The sequence below is a fragment of the Rhodobacteraceae bacterium S2214 genome (genome assembly GCA_025141675.1).
Lineage (GTDB): Bacteria > Pseudomonadota > Alphaproteobacteria > Rhodobacterales > Rhodobacteraceae > Yoonia.
The window spans coordinates 387,046-411,004 of sequence record CP081161.1 but is presented as its reverse complement, the minus strand read 5'-3'; the positions used below and the strand labels follow the sequence as shown (position 1 = coordinate 411,004).

The window sequence follows — 23,959 nt, the reverse complement described above, 5'->3', positions numbered from 1 at the left end:
TTCAGATTTCCGGTTGGGTCGGGGGTGGAAGCCGACGCCGCTGTTGTCAATGGACATAGACCTATTGGACCGTAACTGCAAGGGGGGGGGGCGACAGGCGCACCCCCGCTATCGGGAATTACAGCCCAAGCATCCTGTGCAGCTCTGTCATCGCATTATTAGACAATGCGCGACCACCGCTGACCGCCATCAGAGAAGCATCGGAAACCGACTGTGCGGCTTCGGCCTGTGCTTGAAGAGCATTGTAGGAATGTGCTGCGTCACTCAACGCACGTGCATGACCACCATTCGGGTATGCAGCAACGGCTTGCGCTTCGGTCATGCCCGCCAGATGGCTGTATGTCGCGAAAGCTACGTTTTGCTCGTTCACACGCTCAACCAAATGACGACGTGCTTGCTGGTAGGTGTACAATTTGCCGGGCAAGCTATTGGCTGATGCGCTCGCCAACGCGCTCTGACTGGCCTGAGCCGCATTTAGACCACCAAGTTCACGGGCAAGTGCGCTGTTACCATTGCCACCACTGTTGCCATTAACGTTACCGTTGTTCCCATTGCTGCGCGACGCGCTGGAGTTTCCACCGCTGTTCCCATTCCCATTGCTATTTGAACGACCCCCGCCCTTGCCGTTGCCATTATTGGCGAACGCAGGTTCTGCGGAAAAAACAGTGATCGGAAGGGCAACGCCAAAAGAAATGCCCGCTACAAGAACGGCCTTGATGGCAACACGCGCTAAAGAGAATAACATAATTAATGGTCCAACACATTTACAATGCGGTAACGATAAAGGTGACCTGCGGCCAAAATGTGGCTCAAAACATCAATAATTTGGGCAAATACAAAACGCCCCACCGTTTCCGGCGGGGCGTTCTTTATTCAATCAAGTTGGTTGGCTCACGCCACTGACCAACGCTCTGCCATGCGGGCGTTATCCATCTGCCACAGGTTACCCACTGTGTCAGGTGAAGAGATCCGGTTGTTCACAGCCTGCACGTAGTTGGCAAACATTGGAACCAGAACGCCGCCATCGTCACGCAGAATCTGCTGCATTTCATGGTACTGGCTGCGACGTGTGTCAGTATCCAGCTCTGCACGGGCTGCCAAAAGCAGCTCTTGGAAGCGTGGGCTGTCTTCAGCACCCCACTGGCTATCGTTCCAAGGCACACCAGCTTCATAAGCAGTCGAGAACATCCAGTCTTCAGTCGCACGACCGGACCAGTAAACAGCTGCAAAGTTCTTCTTCAGCCATACGTTGGACCAGTAACCGTCTGATGGTTCTTGAACCACATTCAGGTTGATGCCCGCAGAGGAAGCAGATGATTGATACAGCTGAGCCGCATCAACAGCACCTTCAAACGCAGCGCTAGACGCTGAGATATCGACGTCCAAGCTGTCGAGACCAGCTTCTTTCAGGTAGAATGCTGCCTTGTCCGGATCGTATTCCAGCTGCTCCATTTCAGAATGGTAGTACTGGTTTGCAGGACCGATTGGCGTGTCGTTACCAACAGCACCGTGACCCAGCAGGATCTTGTCGACCATTTCCTGACGGTTGATACCGTACTTCAGGGCACGACGAACGTTCACGTCGTTAAACGGCGCGTTGTCTGTCAGCATTGCGAATGTGTAGTGCTGGTTGCCCGTCACTTCTTGGATGCGCAGCTGAGGGTTCGCTTTCAGCAAACCTTCGGTTTTAAAGTCGATGCGGTTGATCGTATCAACCTGACCCGTCATCAGCGCGTTCATACGCGCGGTGTTGTCGTTGATCGCAATGAATTCAACTTCATCAAAGTAGCCGACTTCGTCGCCTTTGTAGTGATCTGGAACGCGCTTACCAACGAAACGCACACCTGGATCAAACGCAACAACGCTGTAAAGGCCTGTACCGATACCGTTCTGGATCGCTTCTTCGATCATGCCAGCTGGGTACATGCAGATGTGATAATCTGACATCAGATATGGGAAGTCAGCGTTGCCAGAGGCAAGCGTGAATTCGATCTGCAGATCAGAGTTTTTCTTCATCTCGGTGATCGCTTCAACAATCGGCTTGGCCGCTGATTTTGAATCTTCACCAATGTGCATCTGCAGGGATTCGATCACATCGTCAGCGCCGAACGCTTTGCCGTTGTGGAACGTCACGCCAGACCGCAGGTTGAATGTCCAGGTTTTCGCATCTGCTGATGCTTCCCAGCTTTCAGCCAATTCGCCAACAAGCGAACCGTCTGCTGCAACCTCTGTCAGACAATCAAAAACCGTACCGTGCGCGGCTGCGATCATGAAGATGTCAGAATGAGTACGCGCATCCCAGCTATCGGATGTGTTCGCGCCACCAAGACCAGCAGTCAGTTTGCCACCCTTTGTTTGCGCACGAAGCGGCATACCTGTCAGGCCCAGAACACCAGCGGCTGCGCCGGTCTTCAACAGACTACGTCTGCTAATTCCATGTAACATTGTATTTCTCCCTAGTTTGTTGTCAGGCGTTTACCGCCCTATTTTGTCGTCCGTATGAAACGGATGAATGCTTTACATATTATCTATAGCTGCATCGCCAATGTTATCCACACCGCGCTCTGCAAGCAAATTGGTCAGCCAATCGGGGTCCATTTCCGGCACCGATGACAACAGCAAATCCGTGTACGGATGATGCGGCGGTTTAAACATGTCCCGCTTGGGGCCTTGTTCGACGACACGGCCTTCTTTCATCACCACAACTTCGTCCGCGATGGCACGAACCGTCGCAAGGTCATGGGTAATGAACATATAAGAAAGCGACAGGTCGTCCTGCAAACGCGCCAAAAGGCGCAGGATTCCTTCGGCAACAAGCTGATCAAGCGCGGACGTGACTTCGTCGCAAATGATGAACTTCGGCTCAGCGGCAAGTGCACGGGCGATCCCGATCCGCTGCTTTTGACCACCTGACAATTCAGACGGCAGGCGGTTGTAGTATTCGTCTGCAGGCAATTCGATCTGATCCATCAGACCATCAACACGCTTGCGCAGATCACGCCCCGTCAGTCCAGTGTAGAACTGCACAGGGCGGGCGATGATATTGCCGACGCTGACACGCGGGTTCAACGCGGTATCGGCCATCTGATAAATCATCTGTACCTGACGCAACTGGTCTTTCGTGCGTTGCTTGTAATTGGCTGGCATCACTTCGCCGCCAAAGCTGATTTCGCCAGCGCTTGGTGGCAGCAAACCAGTAATACACCGGGCCGTCGTCGATTTACCGGAGCCGGATTCGCCGACAACAGCCACTGTTCGGCCTTCGTGCATGTCAAAGCTGACATCATGCAAAACAGGGATTTTCCCGTAAGCGGCGTCAACATTCTTGACCGACACCACAGGAACAGCACCTGCAACAACAGGCGCTTTCAGCGGACGTTCAAAACTACGCACAGCCCAAAGCGATTTTGTATATTCCTGCGTCGGCGTAGCCAGCATCGTGCGGGTATCGGCGGTTTCCACCTCGTCACCCTTTAGCAGCACCTTAATTTGGTCGGCCATTTGGGCCACAACAGCCAGATCATGCGTGATGTAGATCGCAGCGGTGTTGAATTCCTCAACAATCTCGCGGATCGCAGCCAACACTTCGATCTGCGTCGTCACATCCAAAGCAGTCGTCGGTTCGTCAAAGATGATCAGGTCAGGACGACACGCCATCGCCATCGCGGTCATCGCACGCTGCAATTGACCACCAGACACCTGATGCGGATACCGGAACCCGATTTCATTCGGATTGGGCAGACGCAGCTTGCGATACAGCTCCATCCCGTCGGCTTCGGATTCAGCTTTGCCCATCACACCATGCTGGGTCGGGGCCTCAACATGCTGTTCAAGAATTTTGTGCGCAGGGTTAAAGCTCGCGGCAGCAGACTGCGCCACATAGGCGATCCGTTTACCAAGCAAAGACCGTTTCGTCGCGGCAGAGGCGCTGAAAAGATCAATGCCATCAAACTCAACCGTGCCTTTCGACACACGCACGCCATCGCGACAAAACCCCATCGCAGCAAGACCAAGCGTGGATTTCCCCGCACCGGATTCACCGATCAGCCCCAGAACTTCACCCTTCTTCAGGTCAAGATCGACACCGTTGATAATCGGGTTCCACGTCTCGTCACTGCGGCCCTCAAGCCAGAGATTGCGGATTTTGACCAGTTGATCGCTCATTCCTTCAACCCCGACGTTTTGTGTAGCATCCAGTCGACGACAAAGTTCACAGCAACAGTCAGCAAGGCAATCGCACCCGCAGCCAACAACGGTGTTACCGATGCTTGCGGCGCAAATTGTGCGTAGTTGATGAAACCGGCAAGGTCGCGCACCATTGTGCCCCAGTCAGCCAACGGTGGCTGAATACCCACACCCAAGAACGACAATGCAGCGATCGTCAGGAACACAAAGCAGAAGCGCAGACCAAATTCAGCCAACAGCGGTGCAGTCGCATTCGGCAGGATTTCCTTGAATACAAGGTAACCCATGCCTTCACCGCGCAGTTTCGCAGCCTCGATATAATCCATCACAACAATGTTCTGACCAACAGCACGGGCCAGACGGAACACGCGGGTACTGTCGATGACAGCAATGATCAGGACCATGAAGATCGTCAGCGGAATACCCAGCTGCGATGACCACACGCTCGCGATTGTCATCAGCAAAAGCGCAAAGATCAATGACGGGATCGCCATCAACACATCCACCATCCGCGACAGTAGCTGGTCCAACCAACCACCCAAAACGGCAGCCAGAAAACCGAAGGTCCCGCCAAGCAAGAAGGCCAGCACTGTCGTGATAAACGCGATCCCGACAGTGTTCTGTGCGCCGTAAATCAGGCGGCTAAGAATGTCACGACCGATCTGATCTGTACCCAACGGATACGCAGGATCACCGCCCAGCGCAGGATCACCGCCAGCCACTACGTTTGCGGCAGCACCTTGGATAATCTCGTCTTGGCCGTATGGGGCAATTGCACCCGCGAATACCGCAACAACGACGTAAATGATGATGATCAGCACGCCAAAAGCAGCAGTCAACGGCATAGACCGGAACATCTTTTTCGACCATGCGGTGCCGACATACTGGCCCAACTGTTTGAACAGCCAAGCCGCAATGGCAAAGATGACAAACCCTTCAATCGCCGCCTTCAAAAAGAAGAACTTGTTCGCGACTAACGGATCGTCGGACCGTGCTTGCATGTAAGCCCAAGCAAGCCAGACCAACAACGCAGCACCCAAGACATAACCAAAGGCCACGCCGTAAGACATGTCGCGGAATTTCGGGGCGTTGTTCGTCGCCTTTTGGCCAACAAACCGCATCACCCATGCAAGGCCCGCGATCACAACAAGTGCAATAAGGAGATTGATCATTTCGGATGCCTCAGACGCGGATTGCTCAGGATCGACATGATGTCCGCCGTGAGGTTCAACAGGATGTAGGCCGCTGCAAAGATGAGGCAGCAGGCCTGGACGACCGGAATGTCGCGGATTTTCACACTATCCACGAACAGCTGGCCGATACCCGGATACACAAACACAACCTCAACCACGACCACACCAGTGATCAGGTAAGCAAGGTTCAATGCGATCACGTTGATGATCGGGGCCAATGCATTCGGCAGCGCGTGTTTCACGATGACGCGCATCGGCGACATACCCTTCAGGCGGGCCATTTCGATATACGGGGACGCGAGCAAGTTGATAATCGACGCGCGTGTCATCCGCATCATATGCGCGGTCACGACCAATGTAAGCGTCAGCGCAGGCAGCATTGTCTTTTCCAGACGTTCGCCAAACGGCATGCCGTCATAAATGTTGGACAGCGATGGCAGCAGCGGGTTGATCACGGCAAGCACGAGGATCAGCACATAGGCCATGAAGAACTCTGGCGACGAAATCGAACTCAACGTTGCGATATTGGCGGCACGGTCAAAGATCGTATTGCGATACAACGCGGCCAAAATGCCCAGCGTCACAGCAATCGGCACAGCGATCATTGCAGTCACACCGGCAAGGAACAACGTGTTGCTTAACCGGGGTAGGATTTGATCCAGCACGGTCACGTTATTCACGCCGCCCAAGTTAGACGTAAAATTCAACTGCGCGAAACTGGTGCCAAGATCGCCGGTCAACATTCCACCAAGCCAGCCGAAATAGCGGGTGATCAAAGGCTGATCCAACCCAAGGTCTTTGCGGATTTGATTGACGGATTCTTCTGTAGCCCCCTGACCCAAGATCAGCTGTGCAAAATCACCCGGAAGCAAGTTCACAGCAACAAAGATCACAATCGAAACAATAAGAAGCGTGAGAACGCCTAGTGCAAGGCGTTGAAGTATAATGGTTAGGACGTTGCCCAAAATTCTAAGTTCCCCTGAGGATGCTTACAAGTTAACGGCACAGACGCCGCTGTAAACCCTCGAGATTCAGAAAGTCTGGTTCAGAAATTCAGAAAGTCGCGCTTGTCTGCGAACATATCCATCGTGTGCACAAGTTCCCGACTGATGCCCGGTTCGGACAATGCATGCCCCGCTTTTCCGATCATGACCAAACGCCCCTTTGGCCATTTACTGGCCAGCGTGTGGGCAGAAACCGGCGGACAGATCATGTCAAAACGTCCCTGCACAATCACGCCAGGGATATCTGCAATCTTGTCCATATTGTTCAAGATTTGCTGGTCCTCGGTTAGAAATCCGGCATTGGCGAAATAGTGGTTTTCAAGCCGTGCAAAGGCGCGGGCGTAATCGGACGGGCTTTCGCCAGTTGAACCGTTTGATTCAATCGACGCTAATGCGTTTTCCCAACCCGCCCACGCGCGCGCATACCGCGATTCCATCGGCAAATCGCCCGAGAAAAGGCGCCGGTGATACGCTGCAATAAAATCATCGTGTTCGTCTTCTGGGATCAAATCAGTGAACTTTGCCCAAAGATCAGGCCAGAACCGACCCGCCCCTCCGCCATAGAACCAGTCCAGCTCGGGTTGGGTCATCAAGAAAACGCCGCGCAACACTAGCGCGGCCGTGCTCTCGGGATGCGTTTGTCCGTAGATCAGCGACAGGGTCGCCCCCCAGCTGCCGCCGAACACAATCCACCGATCAATGCTCAACGCTTCGCGGATCATTTCTATGTCCGCCACCAGGTGCCATGTTGTGTTGTTAATAACGCTCGCATGGGGCCGCGACCGACCACAGCCACGCTGATCAAACAAAACGATCCGATAAACGCTTGGGTCAAAATAGCGACGCATCGCAGGGCTGCAGCCACCACCGGGCCCGCCATGCAGGACAACAACAGGAATCCCGTTCGGATTGCCGCATTGTTCCACATAGATGGAATGCCCGTCGCCCGTATCCAGCATTTGCTGATTAAACGGGTCCATCGGGGGATACAGATGTGCGCCTGTGCGCTTTTGACCTACGACCTTGTCCATAAACGACCTATATAGCGTGTTGAGACGGGAAACCATCACCCGAAGACAGGAATTGGACCACGATATGACCGATGCAGCAACCAACACTGTAGACCCCGCCGAGATCGCCAAATTCGAAGCCATGGCCGCTGAATGGTGGGATTTGGAAGGCAAGTTCAAGCCGCTGCATATGCTGAACCCTTGTCGGTTGGATTACATCACCAGCCAAATCGCGGCAGAGTTCGGGCGGGACCTGAACGGACCTGCTCCATTCGACGGGCTGCGTATCTTGGACATCGGTTGCGGCGGCGGGTTGCTTTGCGAACCGATGGCGCGGCTCGGGGCGACAATTGTTGGCGTTGACGCAGCAGCGGGCAACATTCCCGTGGCTGAAATCCACGCGCAGCAATCGGGTCTAACCATTGATTACCGTCACAATACAGCGGAAGCGATGGCAGCAGACGGCGAACAGTTCGACGTTGTTTTAAACATGGAAGTTGTGGAACACGTGGCCGACCCGCTCGGGTTCCTGACGGCGTGTCGGCAACTGTTGAAACCCGGCGGACTGCACATCTGTTCGACCATCAATCGCAATCCAAAAAGCTTCATGATGGCCATTGTCGGCGCGGAACACGTGATGCGCTGGCTGCCAAAAGGCACGCATGAATTCAGCAAATTCATTACGCCGGACGAATTGTTCGACCTGCTGCGCAACGCAGGCATGGAACCTGTGGACCGCAAGGGATTCCAGTTCAATCCGATCATGTGGAACTGGCGGATTTCTGATCGCGACCTTTCGGTGAACTACGTCACAGCGGCAATCAAACCTGCATAAAACAAGGGCGGACCAATCGGCCCGCCCCATTACTCGTTACCGTTAAAATCGATTTACTTCAGCAGGGCCAAAAGCTGCTCTGCGGCTGCTTCTGATGATGCAGGGTTCTGGCCTGTAACCAGTTTGCCGTCAGTGATCGCAAAAGACGCCCAATCGTCGGACTTCTCGTACTGCCCGCCGTTCGCTTTCAGCATGTCTTCAACCAAGAACGGCACAACATCTGTCAACTGAACCGCATCTTCTTCGGTGTTGGTGAAACCCGTGACGCGCTTGCCGTTCACCAGTGGTTTACCGTCGGCACCTTTGGTGTGCTTGAACACTGCAGGGGCGTGACAAACGGCGCCAACCGGACGGTCGCTTGCCGCGAAAGTTTCGATCAGGCGGATGCTGTCTGCATCTTCAGCCAGATCCCACAATGGGCCGTGACCACCTGGGTAGAAAATCGCATCGAAACCAGCGTCTTCCACGTCAGCCAAAACAGCTGTGTCTGCCAGATCAGCCTGCGCATCTTTGTCGTCTTTGAAACGACGTGTTGCGTCCGTCTGGGAATCTTCGCTGTCGCTGCTAGGGTCGATCGGCGGCTGACCACCCTTCGGGGATGCAAGCACGACTTCTGCGCCCGCATCTTTCAACGCGTAGTAAGGCGCTGCAAATTCTTCCAGCCAAAAGCCGGTTTTCTTGCCTGTGTCACCAAGTTGATCGTGCGACGTCAAAACCATCAAAATCTTCATAAGATCGGTCCTTTCCAATTCTTGAACTTGGGGATGTAACTCGGCGCACGGCAAAGGGTTCCTCTCACCTTGCGTCAGCATCAAGTTGGCGTGATCGACTTGAATTTACAGGTGGTCAGGCAGCTATCAGGCGTCAGCCAACCGCTGTCTCATTTCGCGCAAAACAGGCAGCGTACTGCGGACGCGCATCGGTCCGATATCCTTGACGATTTGGGCAATCAGTGGGGAAATCGCGTGAATTGCGGCGTCACGTGCGGACATGCCCGCTGGCGAAATAGCAACCATCTTGCGCCGCGCATCATCCCAATCGGGCCGGATATGAACCCAGCCGTTCCATTCCAGCTTGCCTAACGTGTTGGTCATCGCACCGCGCGTCAGATGAAACGTACGCGCCAATTCACCGGGGGATCGTTCTACACCGCTATGGGCCAGATGATTGAGCACTGAAAAATGGGACAGCTCCATCCCCTTCGGCAACACCTTCGCGACACTGGCACGCGCCAACTGATCCACCGCCAAAATCTCGCTGAATAACGTCGCAGCAAGATTATCGGAGTCGTCAATCATCAGGGACCTGTAAAATCTCGATCATGTGTGAGCGCGGGAATGCGTTTGCGCGCATGTGACACTTCCGCAGGGTCAATATCAACCATTACAATCGTCGCATCTGTGCCGCCGTCGGCCAAAACGTCACCCCACGGACTGATCACCATCGAATGTCCATACGTCGTGCGTGGACGCTTGGCATCGGGGTCAAACGTGCCCGTTTGGGCGGCGGCAAGGACATAACACCCTGTTTCTATGGCTCTTGCGCGCAATAATGTTTCCCAGTGGGCAGCGCCCGTCACCGGTGAAAAAGCAGCAGGAACCAGTAGAATATCGGCACCAGCCTGCGCCAATGTGCGGTAGAGATAGGCAAAACGAATATCGTAACAAATCGACATGCCAACCGTACCAAATGACGTTTCTACCAAAGTTGCGTGATCTCCGGGGCGATATCCTTTCGATTCGCGATAGGTCTCTTTCTCGGACACGGTCACGTCGAACATGTGGATTTTGTCATAGCGCCCGACGATATCGCCCTGCGGGTTGATCATGAACGACCGATTGGCAAAACGCCCGTCCGGATCACCTGTTTTCAGGGCCAGTGACCCGATCGAAATCCAAACGCCCAGCGCCTTGGCGTCAGCGCACAACGCGGCAAGGGTGATGTCGTCGCCTTCTAATGACAAAGCCGCGTCCTGTGCGGCGCGGCTTGATGTCAGGCAATTCGTGACTTCAGGTGTCAGGACAAATCCGGCCCCTTGCCGGACAGCATCGCGCACCATAGCGCGCACCATCGCAAGGTTCTGGACCGGATCAGGTCCTGACGTGATCTGAAGTAAAGCTACTTTCATGCAGCCAAAAGCGGGTCCAGCTTGCCACGCGCATTCAACGCGCTCAGGTCATCAAAGCCACCGATGTGTTTTCCATCAATGAAGATTTGTGGAACCGTTGATCCCCCATTTGCACGCTTGATCATTTCAGGGCGCTTGTTGGGTTGGGCAAGAATGTTGACGGTGCTGTAGCTGACCTTTTTGTTGTCGAGCAAGCGTGCAGCCGCATGGCAATACGGGCAACCGGGTTTGATATACATTTCAATGTTAGCCATCGGGCAATCCTTTCAGTGCGGGTCAGCGCCTATCTAGGTATCCTTCACCACACGCGCCAGAGTAACAATAGACACGTTTGCGGCACCAGCGGCCCGCGCAGCCTCTGTTGCGGCAGCTAACGTCGCCCCGGATGTCATCACATCGTCGACAATCAGAACCGACTTGCCAGCCAGCAAAAGACCCCGTTTGGGATGGGCTGCAATAGTACCGGTCAAAGCTGCAAAGCGGGCTGTACGGCCAACACCATCCAACGGTTTGGTCGCTTTCCTCCGCGTCAACGCATCCACAATCACGGGTCGCCCCAGATGACGCCCAAGATCCACGGCCAAAGCTGCGGCTTGATTATAGCGGCGTTTAATCAAACGCGACCAATGCAACGGCACCGGCACAATCACCGTATCTTCGCGCAGGATCGGCTGCACACGCGCAGCCATCCATCCGGCAGCAGGCCACGTCAGATCTAATCGGTCACCGTGCTTCAAACCCAACACCAACCGCCTGCCAATCCCGCGATATTCTAACGCTGCACGACCGCGTTCCCACGGGCGGGCGATCGTCATGCAATCATCGCACTGGATGCGATCTCCGTGATCTTCGCCCAATTGCGGCGCCCCGCAGGTGTCGCACACCAACCCGCTGATAAATCCGGTTTGCGCCCAACATGGGCCGCACAAACCATGTTCGGCCTCGGTTGCGGTTTCGCACGCGACACATTGCGGCGGATAAATTGATCGAACGACACTTTGCATTAAGGCTTGCACGCTCTAAATCCCCCGTATGGATACGCCACCGAACATCACCGACCGCACCGCCCTGACCCGTCACCGTGACAGAGCCTTGCCCGACGCGCTTTTCTTGCACGATGTCGTCGCCGACGAATTTCAGGAAAGACTGATCGAGGTTAACAGAAAGTTTACAAAGGTCGCGATTGTGACCGGCTTTCCCGAATTTTGGGCGGCAAAGTATCCGGACGCCACAATTGTTGGCGACGACGACACCCTCGCGCTCGAGGTCGAAACCTACGATCTGGTCCTGCATACACTCGCGCTGCATTGGGCAAACGACCCCGTTGGACAGCTGGTGCAATGTCGGCGGGCACTGAAACCGGACGGGTTGTTCCTTGCCGCCAGCTTTGGTGGGCAAACACTGAACGAATTGCGGACATCGTTGGCCGAAGCGGAAATCGCCGTCACAGGCGGTTTGTCCCCGCGCATCGCACCCATGGGCGAAATTCGTGACCTTGGCGGTTTGCTGCAACGGGCAGGTTTCGCATTGCCAGTGGCAGACGGCACACCCTTGCAGGTCAGCTACGCCAACGCGTTTCACTTGATGCACGACCTGCGCAAGATGGGTGAAAACAACGCACTGTCCGACCGGATCAAAACCTTCACGCCCCGCAACATGCTGACAGAAGCCGCGACGATCTACGCCGACAACTTCCGCGCAGAAGACGGCAAGCGGGTCACAGCCACCTTCGAGATCATCACGCTGACAGGATGGGCACCAGCAGAAAGCCAACCGCAACCCTTGCGACCGGGTAGCGCCAAGACACGACTGGCCGATGCGCTTGGCACCGATGAAACACCACTAAAATAAGTCCAATCGACGCGCCTGCGCGTATTCCATTTCATAAACCACCAAATCGCGATAATGACGGGCCATGACCATGTTTGATGCACAAGAAACCTCATCTGAACGCCCTGCCGTTTGTCCTGTTCACGCACAGCCTGACCACCCGAAGGTGAAACCGGCACGTGTTGGCGTGCTTGTGGCCAACCTCGGCACACCAGACGACACCGGCTATTGGTCAATGCGCCGCTATCTGAACGAATTCCTGTCCGACAAACGCGTCGTCGATATCTCGAATTGGATTTGGCAACCGCTCTTGCAGCTGGTGATCCTGACGAAACGGCCTTTTTCGTCAGGCGCGGCCTACAAATCCATCTGGAACGAAGAAGATAACGAAAGCCCGCTGCTGACCATCACCAAAAAGCAGACCGCAGCGATCCGCGCCAAGATGGTCGCGGAATACGGTGACGACGTGCGGGTGGATTTCTGCATGCGCTACGGCAACCCATCCACCAAATCCAAAGTGCAGGAAATGGTCGATGCAGGCTGCACTAAAATCCTGTTTTTCCCGCTGTACCCGCACTACGCAGGGGCCACATCAGCAACCGCAAACGACCAGTTTTTCCGTGCCCTGATCGCGCAAAAACAGCAACCCATCGCGCGGATCGTTGAACCTTATTTCGAAGACACAGCCTACATCGATGCGCTCGCCAAATCCATCGAAGCCGCCTACGCAAAGGCGGACAAAAAGCCGGAAATGCTCGTGTGTTCCTACCACGGCATGCCGATCCGGTATCTGATGGAAGGCGACCGGTATCATTGCGAATGCCAGAAAACGACGCGCCTGCTGAAAGAACGGCTGGGATGGGCGGACACCGAAATCCGCACGACGTTCCAATCGGTCTTTGGTCGCGAAGAATGGCTGAAACCCTACACCGTCGAAGAAGTGGCGCGTATGGCATCTGAAGAGGGCATCAAGAACATCGCGATCTGCGCGCCTGCATTCTCTGCCGATTGCATCGAAACGTTGGAAGAAATCAACGAAGAGATCAAAGAAAGCTTCGAAGAAGCAGGCGGCGAACACTTCACCTATATCCCATGCCTCAACGATGATCCGGCGCATATCAATGCACTATCAGGGATCATCAATAGGAACTTACGCGGCTGGCTACGGTAGGCATTCGGCGAATCCAGCGCATCATTCAAACATGATACTATCTTTAGAATATTCCCCGTATCTTTAGGGTATTGTCGGTAGAAAAGTCGCATTCCGGACAGAATCGGACGGTAGCTCCATTGGAATAAATTTCTTTCCCGATGGAGGAGCCCAATGAAAACTCGAATCTTAACGCTATGCCTTGCTTTGCTCGCTGGATGTTCCGGCAGCTGGGAAACAGACTATGGCACAGGTATCGAAAACACCGTTTCACAAAAATGGCGCGTACGTGAAGTAAACGTCGCGATACCAGACGACCTGACGACGACCGAAACGAATTCTTACGCACCAAACGCTGACGTTGTTTGGCACGAAGATCCAGTCGGCGATCGTAGAATGCAAGTCGCGGAAATCTTAACCGACGGCGTCCGTCGCGGTGCACGCCCGTTGCGTGGGTCCAAACCTGTGAACCTGGATGTGATGTTGTATGAATTCCATGCACTGACACCGCTCGCGCGGGCAAAAGCACCATCCGCGGTGCATAACATCGCCTTCAGCATTCAAGTGGTCGATGCGCGCACTGGCGAACCTTTGACAGAACCGGAATTCATTCGTGCAGATTTGGAAGCGCACGTCGGCGAAGCCGCTTTCGAAGCATTCCAACAAGGCGAAACGCAAAAGGTCCGCATCACGCGCCACCTACAACAAGTCACAGCAAGCTGGCTGGGCATAGGCCCGGACGTGCGACGGTCGTTCTCGTCCGCAGGGCGCTAAACAGCGCAGTTGATCGCAACGATACGAAAAGACGCAAAACGGCAGGAGGTTTCAAACCCCCTGCCGTTTTTCATTTTAGATAACGACAAGACTGCCGTCGGCGACCATATCATCTTCAAGCGTCGTGGTATGCGCAACACCGTCCAGATTGATCGTGATCGTATCTGCTCCGCCCGCTACTTCTGAAATGGTCAAAGTCGTACCACCAGACCCGTCGTCCGCTGCAGTTACCCAATCCGAGATGTCATCACCTTCATCGTAACCGATCAACAGGTTCGACACGTCCAATTTGTTGGTCGAAGCTCCGAAATCAGTGATTGTATCGACACCCGCATCAGCGTGACCATAAACGACAAGGTTCTCACCAGCACCCAACGTGATCAAATCATCGCCAGTACCACCAAAGATCACGTCATCGCCGTCACCACCGGTAATCGTGTCGTTACCACCAAGCCCGTGATACGTTTCACCACCGGCAGCAAGAACCACGTCATTGGCGGTCGCATCGCCAACCTGCAAACCATCAATTGCGTCGAAGTCCATCCCATCAACAATCCAACCGTGCGCTTCTTCCAAATGCTGAATCGCAGTCGCGTCAGTCGCAGATGCAGCGACAGTTAGCTCCACACCCGACTTCAAATCAGTTTCACCAGCATCCGCATCAATCGTGGCCCAGCCATTCAACGTGGCATCCATATTTTCGGACGACATCCCTGTGGCACCCTCGAACATCTGCCACATACTAGCCCGAAACCCCTCAGTGATACTTGAGACGTTCCAATCACCAATATCTTGATCAAATGTGCTGCTTAGTCTAAACATCGACCCCATATTCGTAACACTGGATGTATCCCAACCGCTGATGTCCTGATTGAAAGCAACAGCGCGATTGAACATGGAACGCATACTTTTAACGCTCGATGTATCCCAACCTCCGATGTCCTGGTCGAACATTTCAGTGGCGCCAAACATGGTTGTCATGTCAGTCACGCTTGAGGTGTCCCACCTACCGATGTCCTGATTGAAAATCTTAGCTCCATCAAACATATTGTTCATGTCCGTAACACTCGATGTGTCCCAGTCACCGATATCTTGATCGAATTCCTCTGCACTATTGAACATCTCATACATAGATTCGACATTTGAGGTGTCCCAACCACCTATGTCCTGATTAAATACCGTGGCGTCAGCAAACATGTAAGACATCGATTCGACATTCGACGTATCCCAAGAACCAATATCTTGATCGAATACATACGCGTTAAGAAACGTTCCCTCCATTACAGTGACACTTGACGTATCCCAACCACCTATGTCCTGATTGAAAGAGTTCGCATTGAAAAATGCACCATACATGTTTACCAGATTGGACGTGTCCCAGTCCGTTATGTCTGCATCCAAAACATAGGGATAGCTTGTCTCATAAAACGGATAAATAAGACTAGTTTCGTTTGCTCCAGCCGTATTCAGCACACCGGAAGGTGAGGTCACAGAATACGCCGCAATATCAACCGCGACGTTCGAATGCCCGACGGCTAGATCAGGAACCACTTCTGCGGTCCAAGTTGTGCCACTACCCGTCAAGCTGCCTGCAACAAGTGTGCCGTTAGCAACGATAATATCACTTTCAGTGAAGTTAGAACTATCGACCGCTTGGCTGAACTCAAACGTAATCGTATTTGTCCCAGCCTCAAAATTTCCCCAGTAGACATTTTCAGGGATCGCCGTCGCTTCCCCTGACCCCGTAATCGTGACCTCATTCATCGGCCTGACTGTGATGTCGATCTTGTCGCTGGTGTTACCGGCTTCGTCTGTCGAAAACACAGAGATCGTCGATCCCACTGCAAAGTCACCCTCGATCGTCCAGTTTCCATCAGCGTCGGCGACAGTTTCAAGATCCGGCACGCCGTCTCCATCGACATCGATCACAACAGTGGCACCTGCACCTGCAGTACCCAAAACCGCTTTGTCACCGTCGGCGACAACAACGGGTGCCACGGGCGCGGTTGTATCCACGACAACATCCAACGTCGCATCTGCTTGATCGCTTTCGTTGCCAGCGGCATCGGTCAGTGTCACCGAAAGGGTCTGTTCGCCTTCCGCCAGCGGGGCATCGGGCGTCAATGTGCCGTCGGCTGCCGAATATGTCGCTGCGGTTTCAACACCGTTGACGTAAAGCTTCGGTGTGTCCGCCAGATTGGCCCCGATATTCAACGCGGGGCGCGTATCGTCGGTTGTGACAGCCGTGCTCGTCGTGCTGGTGATCGACCCAACATCGTCGCGGTAGCTTGTGAATGTTGGCGCATCCGGTGCCGTTGTATCAACGATCGTACCACCGCCGTCGCCGCCGGTTCCACCATCACCACCGCCATCACCGCCAGTTCCACCACCGCTTGTATCGTCGGAACCACCGCCGCCACCGCCTGCGACCGCAGCCAATACGCCAGCACCAGCCGCCGCGCCAAGCAGTGCAGTGCTGTCCAGTGCAACAGCAGCGCCGCCCAGCGCCAATCCGGCACCTGCTTCGAACACCTCGAAGTAGTCGACAAGCCGGATCACTTCGCCGTTGGCCAGCGTCAGGATCAGATCATCACCTACCTGTTGCGTCGATGCGATGTCCGATGCGGCAAAGCCTAGCTGGACCTGTCCGGTCCCTGCGGCGATACGAAATGTTCCCGTAACCGGGTCTGCGATTGTGACGGTCGGGCCTGCGGATGCGGTAGACGCACCTGTGCCGTCAATGAGCAATTCACTCAAATTCATTATGTAACTCCAAGATCTGCCTCACAGGCCTATCCGAACGCTTCCGTTCTTTACTCTTTAAGAACAATAGCTTCGGTAACCTGCATTTATTTTTATGAGGCCAGTATCCGTGGAAATCTGTCCATTTCAAAATGAAACTTGTGCAACCACTGGGTTTCGGTTGTGAATGTGGCTCAATTGCACGGAGAAGTTGGGTCATCCAATTCGCCCAATAAAAAAGCCCCGCCAATCATGACGGGGCTTCAGAAATTATGGTTAGGTGATCCTAGATCAACATCACTTGGGCGCCATTGCCGACCAAGCCGTACAATTCCGCGATGTGTTCATTATACAAACCGATGCAGCCATTCGACGAACGACGACCGATTTTGCGCGTGTCGTGGGTGCCGTGGATTCGGTAATACTGCCAGCTTAGGTACAACGCGTGTGTGCCAAGCGGATTGTCCGGACCCGGTCCAATACGTTCAGGCCATTCCGGGTTGCGTTCACGCATCGCGGGTGTCGGTGCCCAAGATGGACCTTCGACCTTGCGAATAACCTCTGTGCGGCCGCGACGTGTCAGATCCTCTGACAGTGGAACGGACGTTGGATACAGTTTATAAATGCTCTGATCCTCGGACCAGAAATGCAACGCACGGCTTTCCAGATCGCACAGGATCGCACCGCCAGCTAACGTTTGGAAATACGGACGCCAATCAAGCGACCGGAACGATGCCGTGTTACGTGTCACACCACCACCAATCACGCCTTCAATCTCGGTCGAATTGTTCGTCTGACCGATTGCGGCTGTGCCAACGGTGGCTGCAGTTGCCGCAAGAAACCCGCGGCGGGAAAGGGACTTGAAGTCGGACGTCATGGTCTCGCGCTCCGTGAAATACAAAATAATGTGATGTAGACTTAGGTATTCTACCCCGTTCGCGCAAATCAAACATGTGTCATAATGGCAAACTGTTGCTGAACGGTGTTTGCGGTGTTGTGCGAATGCCGCTAAGACAAGGCATTCTTAACGCGAGTATCCCCATGTTTCGACGCGAATTGATTTTAGGACTGACAGCTTTTGGTTTGGCCGCTTGTTCTGGTGGTACACCAGTCGCAAGAATCGGCCCGGATGGCTTGCCACTACCGACGGTTTACCAAATCGGGGCAAACGACGTCGATGCCATTCAATTCCGCATGGAAGACAGCATCAACGCGCTGCGCCAAGCAGCGGGTGTAACGCCTGTCACACTTGATCCGAACCTGATCGCATCTGCCGCAACCCATTCGCGGGACATGTCCGTGCAGAACCGGCCATGGCTGTTCGGGTCTGACGGATCATCACCACTTGATCGGGCACGTCGCGCAGGGTTCTCTGGACGTCTTGTTGGCGAAGTCATTTCGGAATCCTACGAAACCGAACTAGAAACGCTTGCCGCATGGACCCAAGACCAAGACAGCCGTGCTGTGATCCTTGACCCAACAGCCCAGCGCATCGGTTTTGCATGGTATCAAGAACCTGCAGGCAAAATTTGGTGGACGCTCAGCGTCGGCACGGCACCAGGTGCGTTCCAAGCGCCAGCAGCCGTAGACATTCGTCCGCTTGGCGCACCCGTCGCAGGCAGTACTTTTCAGGGATAAATGTAGATCGGGGTCCCATCGCGGACCATCGCATAGATTTCTTCAATCTCGTCGTTCGTCACGGCAATACAGCCCCATGTCCAGTCGTCTTCGTTCGACAACGGATTGGGCGTGCCGTGAATAAAGATATCACCACCCGGGCTTAATCCATGCGACCGCGCATAGGCGATGTCGTTACGGTTCGGGTAAGAAATACCCAAAGAAAGATGATAACGGCTATTCGGGTTCCGGCGATTAATCAGGTACGCCCCTTCGGGTGTCCGACCGTCGCCTTCAAACGATTTGTGACCTGCAGGTGCAAACCCAAGTTCGAATTTATAAGACTTCAACTGGCGCGTTCCACTTAGCAACTGCATGGTTCGACGCGCTTTGAACACCTGAATGCGGGTCACGGGTGGTCCGCTGTACGTCCGGAATTTAGTTGTTGAACAGCCGGTCAGCGCCGCAGCGCCCAGACCTACTACCATTGTTCGCCTAGAAATTGTCATCTGCCCACCGTCGGTCTGCTGCCGTTTTGCCGGATATTATGCACTATATTTGCGCCACCATAGCGCCTTCGTCAAACTGATCTTCACTTCCTCGTGAAGCTTGCCACAACCTCAACATGTGGCGACCAGCGGAATTGATCAACAACCTGTACCCAATTTAGCGTAAAGCCATGTGCAACAAGCATTTTTGCGTCGCGGGCAAAGGTGACAGGGTTACACGACACCATCGCGATCACCTTGACGTCGCTTGCCGCAAGCGTCGCAATTTGCGCATCAGCACCGGCACGCGGGGGATCGATGACAGCCGCGTCAAATTTCCGCAGTTCATCAGGTTCCAGCGGACGGCGGAAAAGATCACGCGTCTCGGACGTCACGCGCTTCAGGTGCTTGCCTTCGCGCCACCCCCGATCAAGCGCCGCGATCATATCCGCTTCACCTTCGACCGCATGAATTTCAGCCGTCTTCGACAAAGGCAAAGCAAAGGTGCCGGACCCAGCGAACAGATCAACGATGCTTTTCGCGCCTTGGGTAATCTCAATCACCGCATCTCGCAGAACCGCTTCGCCGTGTTTTGTCGCCTGCAGAAACGCGCCAGCAGGCGGTACAGCGGACACACCACCAAAATCCTGCGCAGGCGGGTTCATCGTCACGATCACCTCGTCCTGCCAAACAAGCCGCGACACACCGTGCTTTTGGGCGAAAACCGCAAGCTCCATCCGCAATTGCGACGTTAACTCTTTTTCCGTCTCGACGCTGATATCAGGACCGACTGAAGTTTCGGTCACCGTAAACGACACATGCGATTTGCGAGACGCCGCGAACATGATCAGCGCCTCAAGTGCTGCGCGCGCGTCATGCAAACCCGGTGTGATCAGCTGGCAATCCGGCACCGCAATAATTGTATCAGTGCCCTTCGCGTAAAACCCCAGCATCACGCCCTTTTTCGTGCGCTGACCCGCAAACTTTGCACGCCGGCGCGACTGGGCAGGCGACGTCGCAATATCGCGAAACACCGTGTTTAGACCCTGTGCAGCGATGGCTTTGCGCACAATTTCCTGCTTCCAATCGGCGACAAACGCGTCAGAGGCATGTTGCATCGCACAACCGCCACAGGTCTTGAAATGGCGACAAGGCGGCGACACACGATCCACAGACGGCGTGACGATCCGGACTGTGCCGTCTTGATCAACACTAACCTCTTCACCCGGCAGAACGCGCGGCAACAACGTGCGCCCGTCGTCCAATTTACCCATGCCAAGGTGGGTTAACCCTTCGATCATCGCCATGAATTATTCCGCCGCATCTTTCACATTAATAAAGCCGCCCGATTGCCGGTTCCAATACCGCGCATACAGACCGTCTTGCGCGAGCAAGTCGTCGTGGCTTCCTTGTTCAACGATGCGCCCCGCGTCAAGCACGATGATGCGATCCATGCGGGCCAATGTGGACAAACGGTGCGCAATCGCGATCACAGTCTTGCCTTCCATCACCGTTTCCAGCGCGGACTGAATGGACGCCTCGACCTCTGAATCAAGCGCAGACGTCGCTTCGTCCAGCACCAAGATCGGTGCATCTTTCAAAATCGCACGGGCAATCGCGATCCGTTGCCGTTGACCACCCGACAGTTTCACACCGCGTTCGCCGAGATGGGCGTCATAGCCGGTCCGATCCAGGAAATCCTTAAGATCGACCAGAAAGTCATGCGCTTCTGCCTGCTGTGCTGCCGCGATGATCTGATCCTCGGTCGCATCCGGCGATCCGTACCCGATGTTGTCACGCGCTGACCTATTAAACATCGCTGTTTCTTGCGTCACCATCGCAATTTGGCGCCGCAGGCTTTCTTGCGTCACCATCGAAATGTCCTGACCATCAATCAGAACCCGACCCTTTTCGGTGTCATACAGCCGCAGAAGCAACGCGACCAAGGTCGACTTCCCAGCGCCAGACGCACCAACAATGCCCAACCGTTCGCCGCTCGCGATATTCAGATCAACAGCGTTTAAACCACCCGGACCACCGCCATAAGAAAACGTCACGTCGTCCAATGTGATCGTTCCCTTTGGCACATCCAAAACACCTGCATTCGGCGCATCGCCTAGCGTATGTTCTGGCGTCAGGGTCTGCACAGCGTCTTCCAAAACGCCAACATTGCCGTACATGCCCATCAGCGTGAAACTGACCCAGCCAGTCATCTGCGCCAGACGCAGCCCAATGGTGCCCGCAACCGCGATGTCACCTGTCGATGCGCCGCCACGGCTCCAGACCAGCAGAGTCACGCCAACCAAAATCAAAGGCAAAACGCCCGAAAGCACCATCAACGATCCGCGGAACGACGCAGACACCCAGCCCCACGCGATCCCCTTTTGGCGAAACGCCTTCATCGCATTGATTGCAGCTTTGTCTTCGTGATCGTCATGGGCAAACAATTTGACCGTCTTGATGTTGCCAATCGTATCAACAATCTGGCCCGACACGGTCGCGTTCGCCGCCGCCCGCGCGCGGGATGCTTTACGGATTCGCGGCATAAAGAAACGCAGGAAAAAGACATAAGCGACAAACCAAAGCGCAAGCGCCAGACCCGCCCGCCAATCCAGCGTCATAACCAAGATCAACGATCCGACCACAGACGCAAAAGCAAAGACAACCGTGTGCACGAATTCCACGACAATATCGGTCAACGCCCGCGACGCCTGCATCTGCTTTTGTGAAATCCGGCCCGCAAAGTCGTTGTCAAAGAACGACACCGCTTGGCCCAACGTGTAGCGATGCAATCGCGATAGGATCAGCGCAGAAATCGACGGCCCCAGAACCACCGATTGCATCACGCCGGACAGGGCAAGCCATGCAGGGCGGAATAGCAGGAAAAACACCGAAACGCCCAGTATTAGACCCGTGTTTTCGGCGAAGAAGCCTTCGGCGCTTCCCGCCAAAGCCGCGTCAATCACCATGCCCAGCATCAACGCTGACGCGACCTCGATCAGGCCCGACACCACCGAAACCGCTGATCCGGCTGTAATCGGCAGGAAGCTACCCTTCAACGCCCAGCGCGCAAAGGCGACCAGCGTCTTTGGCGGCGGCCCATCCGCCGCCTGAAACGGGGCGATCCAGTTCGCGATGCTCATGCTTTTGATCCTGCTGTGTCCTGCCCTAAAAACCCGCCCGATTGGCGTGCCCAGAACCGCGCATATTGCCCGTTCGCCGCCAGCAAACTGTCATGCGTCCCGTCTTCAATAATGCGACCTTGGTCCATCACGATGATCCGATCCATCTGGGCAATCGTCGACAAACGGTGCGCAATCGCGATCACCGTTTTGCCCTGCATCATGCCATAAAGCGTTTCTAGAATGGCGGCTTCGACCTCTGAATCCAGTGCCGACGTCGCCTCGTCTAACAACAAGATAGGCGCGTCTTTCAAAATGACACGGGCCAACGCGATCCTTTGTCGCTGTCCACCCGACAATTTCACACCACGTTCACCAACGCGCGCGTCATATCCGGCGTTCCCTTCGTTATCTTCCAGCGTCAGGATAAAATCATGCGCCTCGGCTTTTTTCGCGGCGGCGATCATTTCGGCCTCGGTGGCACTTGGGCAGCCATACAGAATGTTCTCGCGGACCGACCGATGCAGCAATGCGCTATCCTGCTGGACCATGCCAATTGCCGCCCGCAGACTGTCCTGGGTCACGGTGTTAATCGGCTGTCCATCAATCACGATCTGCCCACTTTCGGCGTCATAGAACCGCAACAACAGCTTCACGAGCGTCGATTTCCCGGCACCCGACTGGCCAACGAGCCCCACCTTTTCACCAGGTGCAATCGTCAGGTTAATCTGGTCGAGTCCGCCTGTCTGCTTCCCATAATGATGCGACAGGTCCTGCATCTCGACACCACCTTGCGACACCTGCAACGGCACCGCATTCGGATCATCGAGCAGCGTGATAGGTTGCGCAATCGTCTGCATCCCCTCCTTCACAACGCCCAAGTCGCGAAAGAAACTGGACGCGGCGAACATGATCCACCCCGACATGGAATTTAGTCGCAGCGCCAGCGCGGTCGCCGCCGCGACAACACCCACAGACGCAGTGCCTTGCATCCACAAATAAACGGCCCAGCCAACAACACCGACGACCAAGAACCCGTTAATCAGCGTCAGCCCGCCATCCATGATCGTGAACAGCCGCATTTCGGTCTGGAACGTGCGGCGCGCCTCTTCGATGCTTTCCTTCGCATAGTCAATTTCGCGATCATGATGCGCGAACATCTTCACGGAATGGATATTTGTATAACTATCAACGACGCGCCCCGTCACAGCGGACCGCGCATTCGACGATGCCTCAGACGCGGGACCAATCTTGGCCATGACCCAGCGCATCAGCCACAAATAAGACCCTAACCAAAGCAAAAGCGGGACCATCAACCGTGGATCAGCGCCGGACAACAGCGCAGCGGCCCCAACAACATAAGCCACAGCAAAGGTCAGCGCATCGAAAATTTCGAACACCACTTCGCCAGCCGCTGGCGGCGTCTGCATGATCCGGTTCGCGATCCGACCAGCAAAATCATCCTCGAACCAGCCAACAGACTGACGCATGACATGGCGGTGCGCACGCCACCGAACCAGCGTGCCGACATTTGGCAGGATTGTCTGGTTCAATAGCAGCACTTGGCCCATGTAAACGACAGGCCGCACCGTCAAAATCGCAATGGCAACGACAATCAGCTCGACCCCGTAGGTCGTCCAGACCTGATCCGGCGTGCCGCTGCCTAGCAAATTCACAAGCCGGCCCATGTAGGAAATCAGCATGATCTCGACAATCGCGATCACGATTGAAACGATACCCGTAAAAACGAAAACTCCACGAAAAGGCCTGAAATAGTCCCACAAAAACGCGCGCAATGTTTGCGGCGGCGTGTTGTTTTCGGGATAGGCGACATAGGGGTCGACCAGCTTTTCAAAGAAGCGGAACATGACAATAGCCTTT

The 23,959-nt window shown here is 54.7% G+C and carries 22 protein-coding genes; 5 read left to right on the top strand and 17 right to left on the bottom strand.

Annotated elements, in window-relative coordinates:
- Positions 1–118 precede the first annotated feature (118 nt).
- From K3729_01915 to pip, 6 genes are all read right to left on the bottom strand, one after another.
- Complete coding sequence (locus tag K3729_01915; protein UWQ99578.1) at positions 119–745, bottom strand: hypothetical protein; 627 nt, start codon at positions 743–745, stop codon at positions 119–121.
- Between the two features lie 146 nt (positions 746–891).
- Entirely contained in the window at positions 892–2,445 is a 1,554-nt protein-coding gene (locus K3729_01910; protein UWQ99577.1) for a twin-arginine translocation signal domain-containing protein, read from the bottom strand.
- A gap of 72 nt (positions 2,446–2,517) precedes the next feature.
- Entirely contained in the window at positions 2,518–4,164 is a 1,647-nt protein-coding gene (locus K3729_01905) for an ABC transporter ATP-binding protein (GenBank protein UWQ99576.1), read from the bottom strand.
- Positions 4,161–5,357 carry an ABC transporter permease gene (locus K3729_01900; protein ID UWQ99575.1) on the bottom strand — a complete coding sequence of 399 codons (1,197 nt, stop codon included), beginning with the start codon at positions 5,355–5,357 and terminating at the stop codon, positions 4,161–4,163. Before K3729_01900 ends, K3729_01905 begins: the two co-directional genes overlap by 4 nt.
- Positions 5,354–6,343 (bottom strand): ABC transporter permease, encoded by a 990-nt coding sequence (locus tag K3729_01895; protein ID UWQ99574.1) that lies wholly within the window; start codon positions 6,341–6,343, stop codon positions 5,354–5,356. Before K3729_01895 ends, K3729_01900 begins: the two co-directional genes overlap by 4 nt.
- A gap of 80 nt (positions 6,344–6,423) precedes the next feature.
- Entirely contained in the window at positions 6,424–7,413 is a 990-nt protein-coding gene (gene pip, locus K3729_01890) for a prolyl aminopeptidase (GenBank protein ID UWQ99573.1), read from the bottom strand.
- 64 nt (positions 7,414–7,477) lie between these two features.
- Here pip and ubiG point away from each other — a divergent pair, with 64 nt between their 5' ends.
- The gene (gene ubiG / locus K3729_01885; GenBank protein UWQ99572.1) at positions 7,478–8,227 is read left to right on the top strand and encodes a bifunctional 2-polyprenyl-6-hydroxyphenol methylase/3-demethylubiquinol 3-O-methyltransferase UbiG; all 750 of its coding nucleotides are present in this window, start codon (positions 7,478–7,480) and stop codon (positions 8,225–8,227) included.
- Between the two features lie 53 nt (positions 8,228–8,280).
- Here the strand turns inward: ubiG and K3729_01880 are convergent, their stop codons facing one another.
- The 5 genes from K3729_01880 to K3729_01860 all read right to left on the bottom strand — a co-directional run bounded on the left by K3729_01880 (position 8,281) and on the right by K3729_01860 (position 11,359).
- Positions 8,281–8,958, bottom strand: coding sequence for a type 1 glutamine amidotransferase domain-containing protein (locus K3729_01880; GenBank protein ID UWQ99571.1), 678 nt, complete (start codon positions 8,956–8,958; stop codon positions 8,281–8,283).
- A 126-nt stretch (positions 8,959–9,084) separates the two neighbouring features.
- Positions 9,085–9,525: a MarR family transcriptional regulator gene (locus K3729_01875; protein UWQ99570.1), complete on the bottom strand. Its 441-nt coding sequence runs from the start codon at positions 9,523–9,525 to the stop codon at positions 9,085–9,087.
- Positions 9,525–10,355, bottom strand: coding sequence for a carbon-nitrogen hydrolase family protein (locus K3729_01870; protein ID UWQ99569.1), 831 nt, complete (start codon positions 10,353–10,355; stop codon positions 9,525–9,527). The genes K3729_01875 and K3729_01870 overlap by 1 nt, the downstream gene beginning before the upstream one ends.
- Complete coding sequence (gene grxC / locus K3729_01865; GenBank protein ID UWQ99568.1) at positions 10,352–10,609, bottom strand: glutaredoxin 3; 258 nt, start codon at positions 10,607–10,609, stop codon at positions 10,352–10,354. Before grxC ends, K3729_01870 begins: the two co-directional genes overlap by 4 nt.
- A gap of 33 nt (positions 10,610–10,642) precedes the next feature.
- Positions 10,643–11,359, bottom strand: a complete 717-nt coding sequence (locus K3729_01860; GenBank protein UWR00904.1) for a double zinc ribbon domain-containing protein — start codon at positions 11,357–11,359, stop codon at positions 10,643–10,645.
- A 28-nt stretch (positions 11,360–11,387) separates the two neighbouring features.
- Between K3729_01860 and K3729_01855 the strand changes: the two genes are divergently transcribed.
- The 3 genes from K3729_01855 to K3729_01845 all read left to right on the top strand — a co-directional run bounded on the left by K3729_01855 (position 11,388) and on the right by K3729_01845 (position 14,109).
- Positions 11,388–12,206, top strand: coding sequence for a methyltransferase domain-containing protein (locus K3729_01855; GenBank protein UWQ99567.1), 819 nt, complete (start codon positions 11,388–11,390; stop codon positions 12,204–12,206).
- A 64-nt stretch (positions 12,207–12,270) separates the two neighbouring features.
- Positions 12,271–13,356, top strand: a complete 1,086-nt coding sequence (gene hemH, locus K3729_01850) for a ferrochelatase (GenBank protein ID UWQ99566.1) — start codon at positions 12,271–12,273, stop codon at positions 13,354–13,356.
- A gap of 153 nt (positions 13,357–13,509) precedes the next feature.
- Entirely contained in the window at positions 13,510–14,109 is a 600-nt protein-coding gene (locus K3729_01845; GenBank protein UWQ99565.1) for a hypothetical protein, read from the top strand.
- A gap of 75 nt (positions 14,110–14,184) precedes the next feature.
- On the opposite strand, the gene K3729_01840 is transcribed toward K3729_01845, so the two are convergent.
- Positions 14,185–16,872 (bottom strand): BspA family leucine-rich repeat surface protein, encoded by a 2,688-nt coding sequence (locus K3729_01840; GenBank protein ID UWQ99564.1) that lies wholly within the window; start codon positions 16,870–16,872, stop codon positions 14,185–14,187.
- A 265-nt stretch (positions 16,873–17,137) separates the two neighbouring features.
- Complete coding sequence (locus K3729_01835) at positions 17,138–17,728, bottom strand: L,D-transpeptidase (protein UWQ99563.1); 591 nt, start codon at positions 17,726–17,728, stop codon at positions 17,138–17,140.
- 164 nt (positions 17,729–17,892) lie between these two features.
- On the opposite strand from K3729_01835, the gene K3729_01830 reads away from it, so the two are divergent.
- The gene (locus tag K3729_01830; protein UWQ99562.1) at positions 17,893–18,489 is read left to right on the top strand and encodes a CAP domain-containing protein; all 597 of its coding nucleotides are present in this window, start codon (positions 17,893–17,895) and stop codon (positions 18,487–18,489) included.
- Here the strand turns inward: K3729_01830 and K3729_01825 are convergent.
- The 4 genes from K3729_01825 to K3729_01810 all read right to left on the bottom strand — a co-directional run bounded on the left by K3729_01825 (position 18,480) and on the right by K3729_01810 (position 23,946).
- Entirely contained in the window at positions 18,480–18,977 is a 498-nt protein-coding gene (locus K3729_01825) for a L,D-transpeptidase family protein (GenBank protein UWQ99561.1), read from the bottom strand. The two genes, K3729_01830 and K3729_01825, sit on opposite strands and share 10 nt — an antisense overlap.
- 83 nt (positions 18,978–19,060) lie before the next feature.
- Positions 19,061–20,263 carry a class I SAM-dependent RNA methyltransferase gene (locus tag K3729_01820; protein ID UWQ99560.1) on the bottom strand — a complete coding sequence of 401 codons (1,203 nt, stop codon included), beginning with the start codon at positions 20,261–20,263 and terminating at the stop codon, positions 19,061–19,063.
- Between the two features lie 3 nt (positions 20,264–20,266).
- The gene (locus K3729_01815) at positions 20,267–22,099 is read right to left on the bottom strand and encodes an ABC transporter ATP-binding protein/permease (GenBank protein ID UWQ99559.1); all 1,833 of its coding nucleotides are present in this window, start codon (positions 22,097–22,099) and stop codon (positions 20,267–20,269) included.
- The gene (locus tag K3729_01810) at positions 22,096–23,946 is read right to left on the bottom strand and encodes an ABC transporter ATP-binding protein/permease (GenBank protein ID UWQ99558.1); all 1,851 of its coding nucleotides are present in this window, start codon (positions 23,944–23,946) and stop codon (positions 22,096–22,098) included. Before K3729_01810 ends, K3729_01815 begins: the two co-directional genes overlap by 4 nt.
- Positions 23,947–23,959 lie beyond the last annotated feature (13 nt).

Excerpts from the sequence above, each read along its gene's own strand:
- pip (UWQ99573.1), bottom strand. The coding sequence starts at position 7,413 with ATGGACAAGGTCGTAGGTCAAAAGCGCACAGGCGCACATCTGTATCCC.
- K3729_01900 (UWQ99575.1), bottom strand. The coding sequence starts at position 5,357 with ATGATCAATCTCCTTATTGCACTTGTTGTGATCGCGGGCCTTGCATGG.
- K3729_01915 (UWQ99578.1), bottom strand. The coding sequence starts at position 745 with ATGTTATTCTCTTTAGCGCGTGTTGCCATCAAGGCCGTTCTTGTAGCG.
- K3729_01825 (UWQ99561.1), bottom strand. The coding sequence starts at position 18,977 with ATGACAATTTCTAGGCGAACAATGGTAGTAGGTCTGGGCGCTGCGGCG.
- K3729_01880 (UWQ99571.1), bottom strand. The coding sequence starts at position 8,958 with ATGAAGATTTTGATGGTTTTGACGTCGCACGATCAACTTGGTGACACA.
- K3729_01815 (UWQ99559.1), bottom strand. The coding sequence starts at position 22,099 with ATGAGCATCGCGAACTGGATCGCCCCGTTTCAGGCGGCGGATGGGCCG.
- K3729_01875 (UWQ99570.1), bottom strand. The coding sequence starts at position 9,525 with ATGATTGACGACTCCGATAATCTTGCTGCGACGTTATTCAGCGAGATT.
- K3729_01840 (UWQ99564.1), bottom strand. The coding sequence starts at position 16,872 with ATGAATTTGAGTGAATTGCTCATTGACGGCACAGGTGCGTCTACCGCA.
- K3729_01810 (UWQ99558.1), bottom strand. The coding sequence starts at position 23,946 with ATGTTCCGCTTCTTTGAAAAGCTGGTCGACCCCTATGTCGCCTATCCC.
- K3729_01905 (UWQ99576.1), bottom strand. The coding sequence starts at position 4,164 with ATGAGCGATCAACTGGTCAAAATCCGCAATCTCTGGCTTGAGGGCCGC.
- K3729_01860 (UWR00904.1), bottom strand. The coding sequence starts at position 11,359 with ATGCAAAGTGTCGTTCGATCAATTTATCCGCCGCAATGTGTCGCGTGC.
- K3729_01910 (UWQ99577.1), bottom strand. The coding sequence starts at position 2,445 with ATGTTACATGGAATTAGCAGACGTAGTCTGTTGAAGACCGGCGCAGCC.
- K3729_01830 (UWQ99562.1), top strand. The coding sequence starts at position 17,893 with ATGTTTCGACGCGAATTGATTTTAGGACTGACAGCTTTTGGTTTGGCC.
- ubiG (UWQ99572.1), top strand. The coding sequence starts at position 7,478 with ATGACCGATGCAGCAACCAACACTGTAGACCCCGCCGAGATCGCCAAA.
- K3729_01855 (UWQ99567.1), top strand. The coding sequence starts at position 11,388 with ATGGATACGCCACCGAACATCACCGACCGCACCGCCCTGACCCGTCAC.
- K3729_01845 (UWQ99565.1), top strand. The coding sequence starts at position 13,510 with ATGAAAACTCGAATCTTAACGCTATGCCTTGCTTTGCTCGCTGGATGT.
- K3729_01820 (UWQ99560.1), bottom strand. The coding sequence starts at position 20,263 with ATGGCGATGATCGAAGGGTTAACCCACCTTGGCATGGGTAAATTGGAC.
- hemH (UWQ99566.1), top strand. The coding sequence starts at position 12,271 with ATGACCATGTTTGATGCACAAGAAACCTCATCTGAACGCCCTGCCGTT.
- grxC (UWQ99568.1), bottom strand. The coding sequence starts at position 10,609 with ATGGCTAACATTGAAATGTATATCAAACCCGGTTGCCCGTATTGCCAT.
- K3729_01870 (UWQ99569.1), bottom strand. The coding sequence starts at position 10,355 with ATGAAAGTAGCTTTACTTCAGATCACGTCAGGACCTGATCCGGTCCAG.
- K3729_01835 (UWQ99563.1), bottom strand. The coding sequence starts at position 17,728 with ATGACGTCCGACTTCAAGTCCCTTTCCCGCCGCGGGTTTCTTGCGGCA.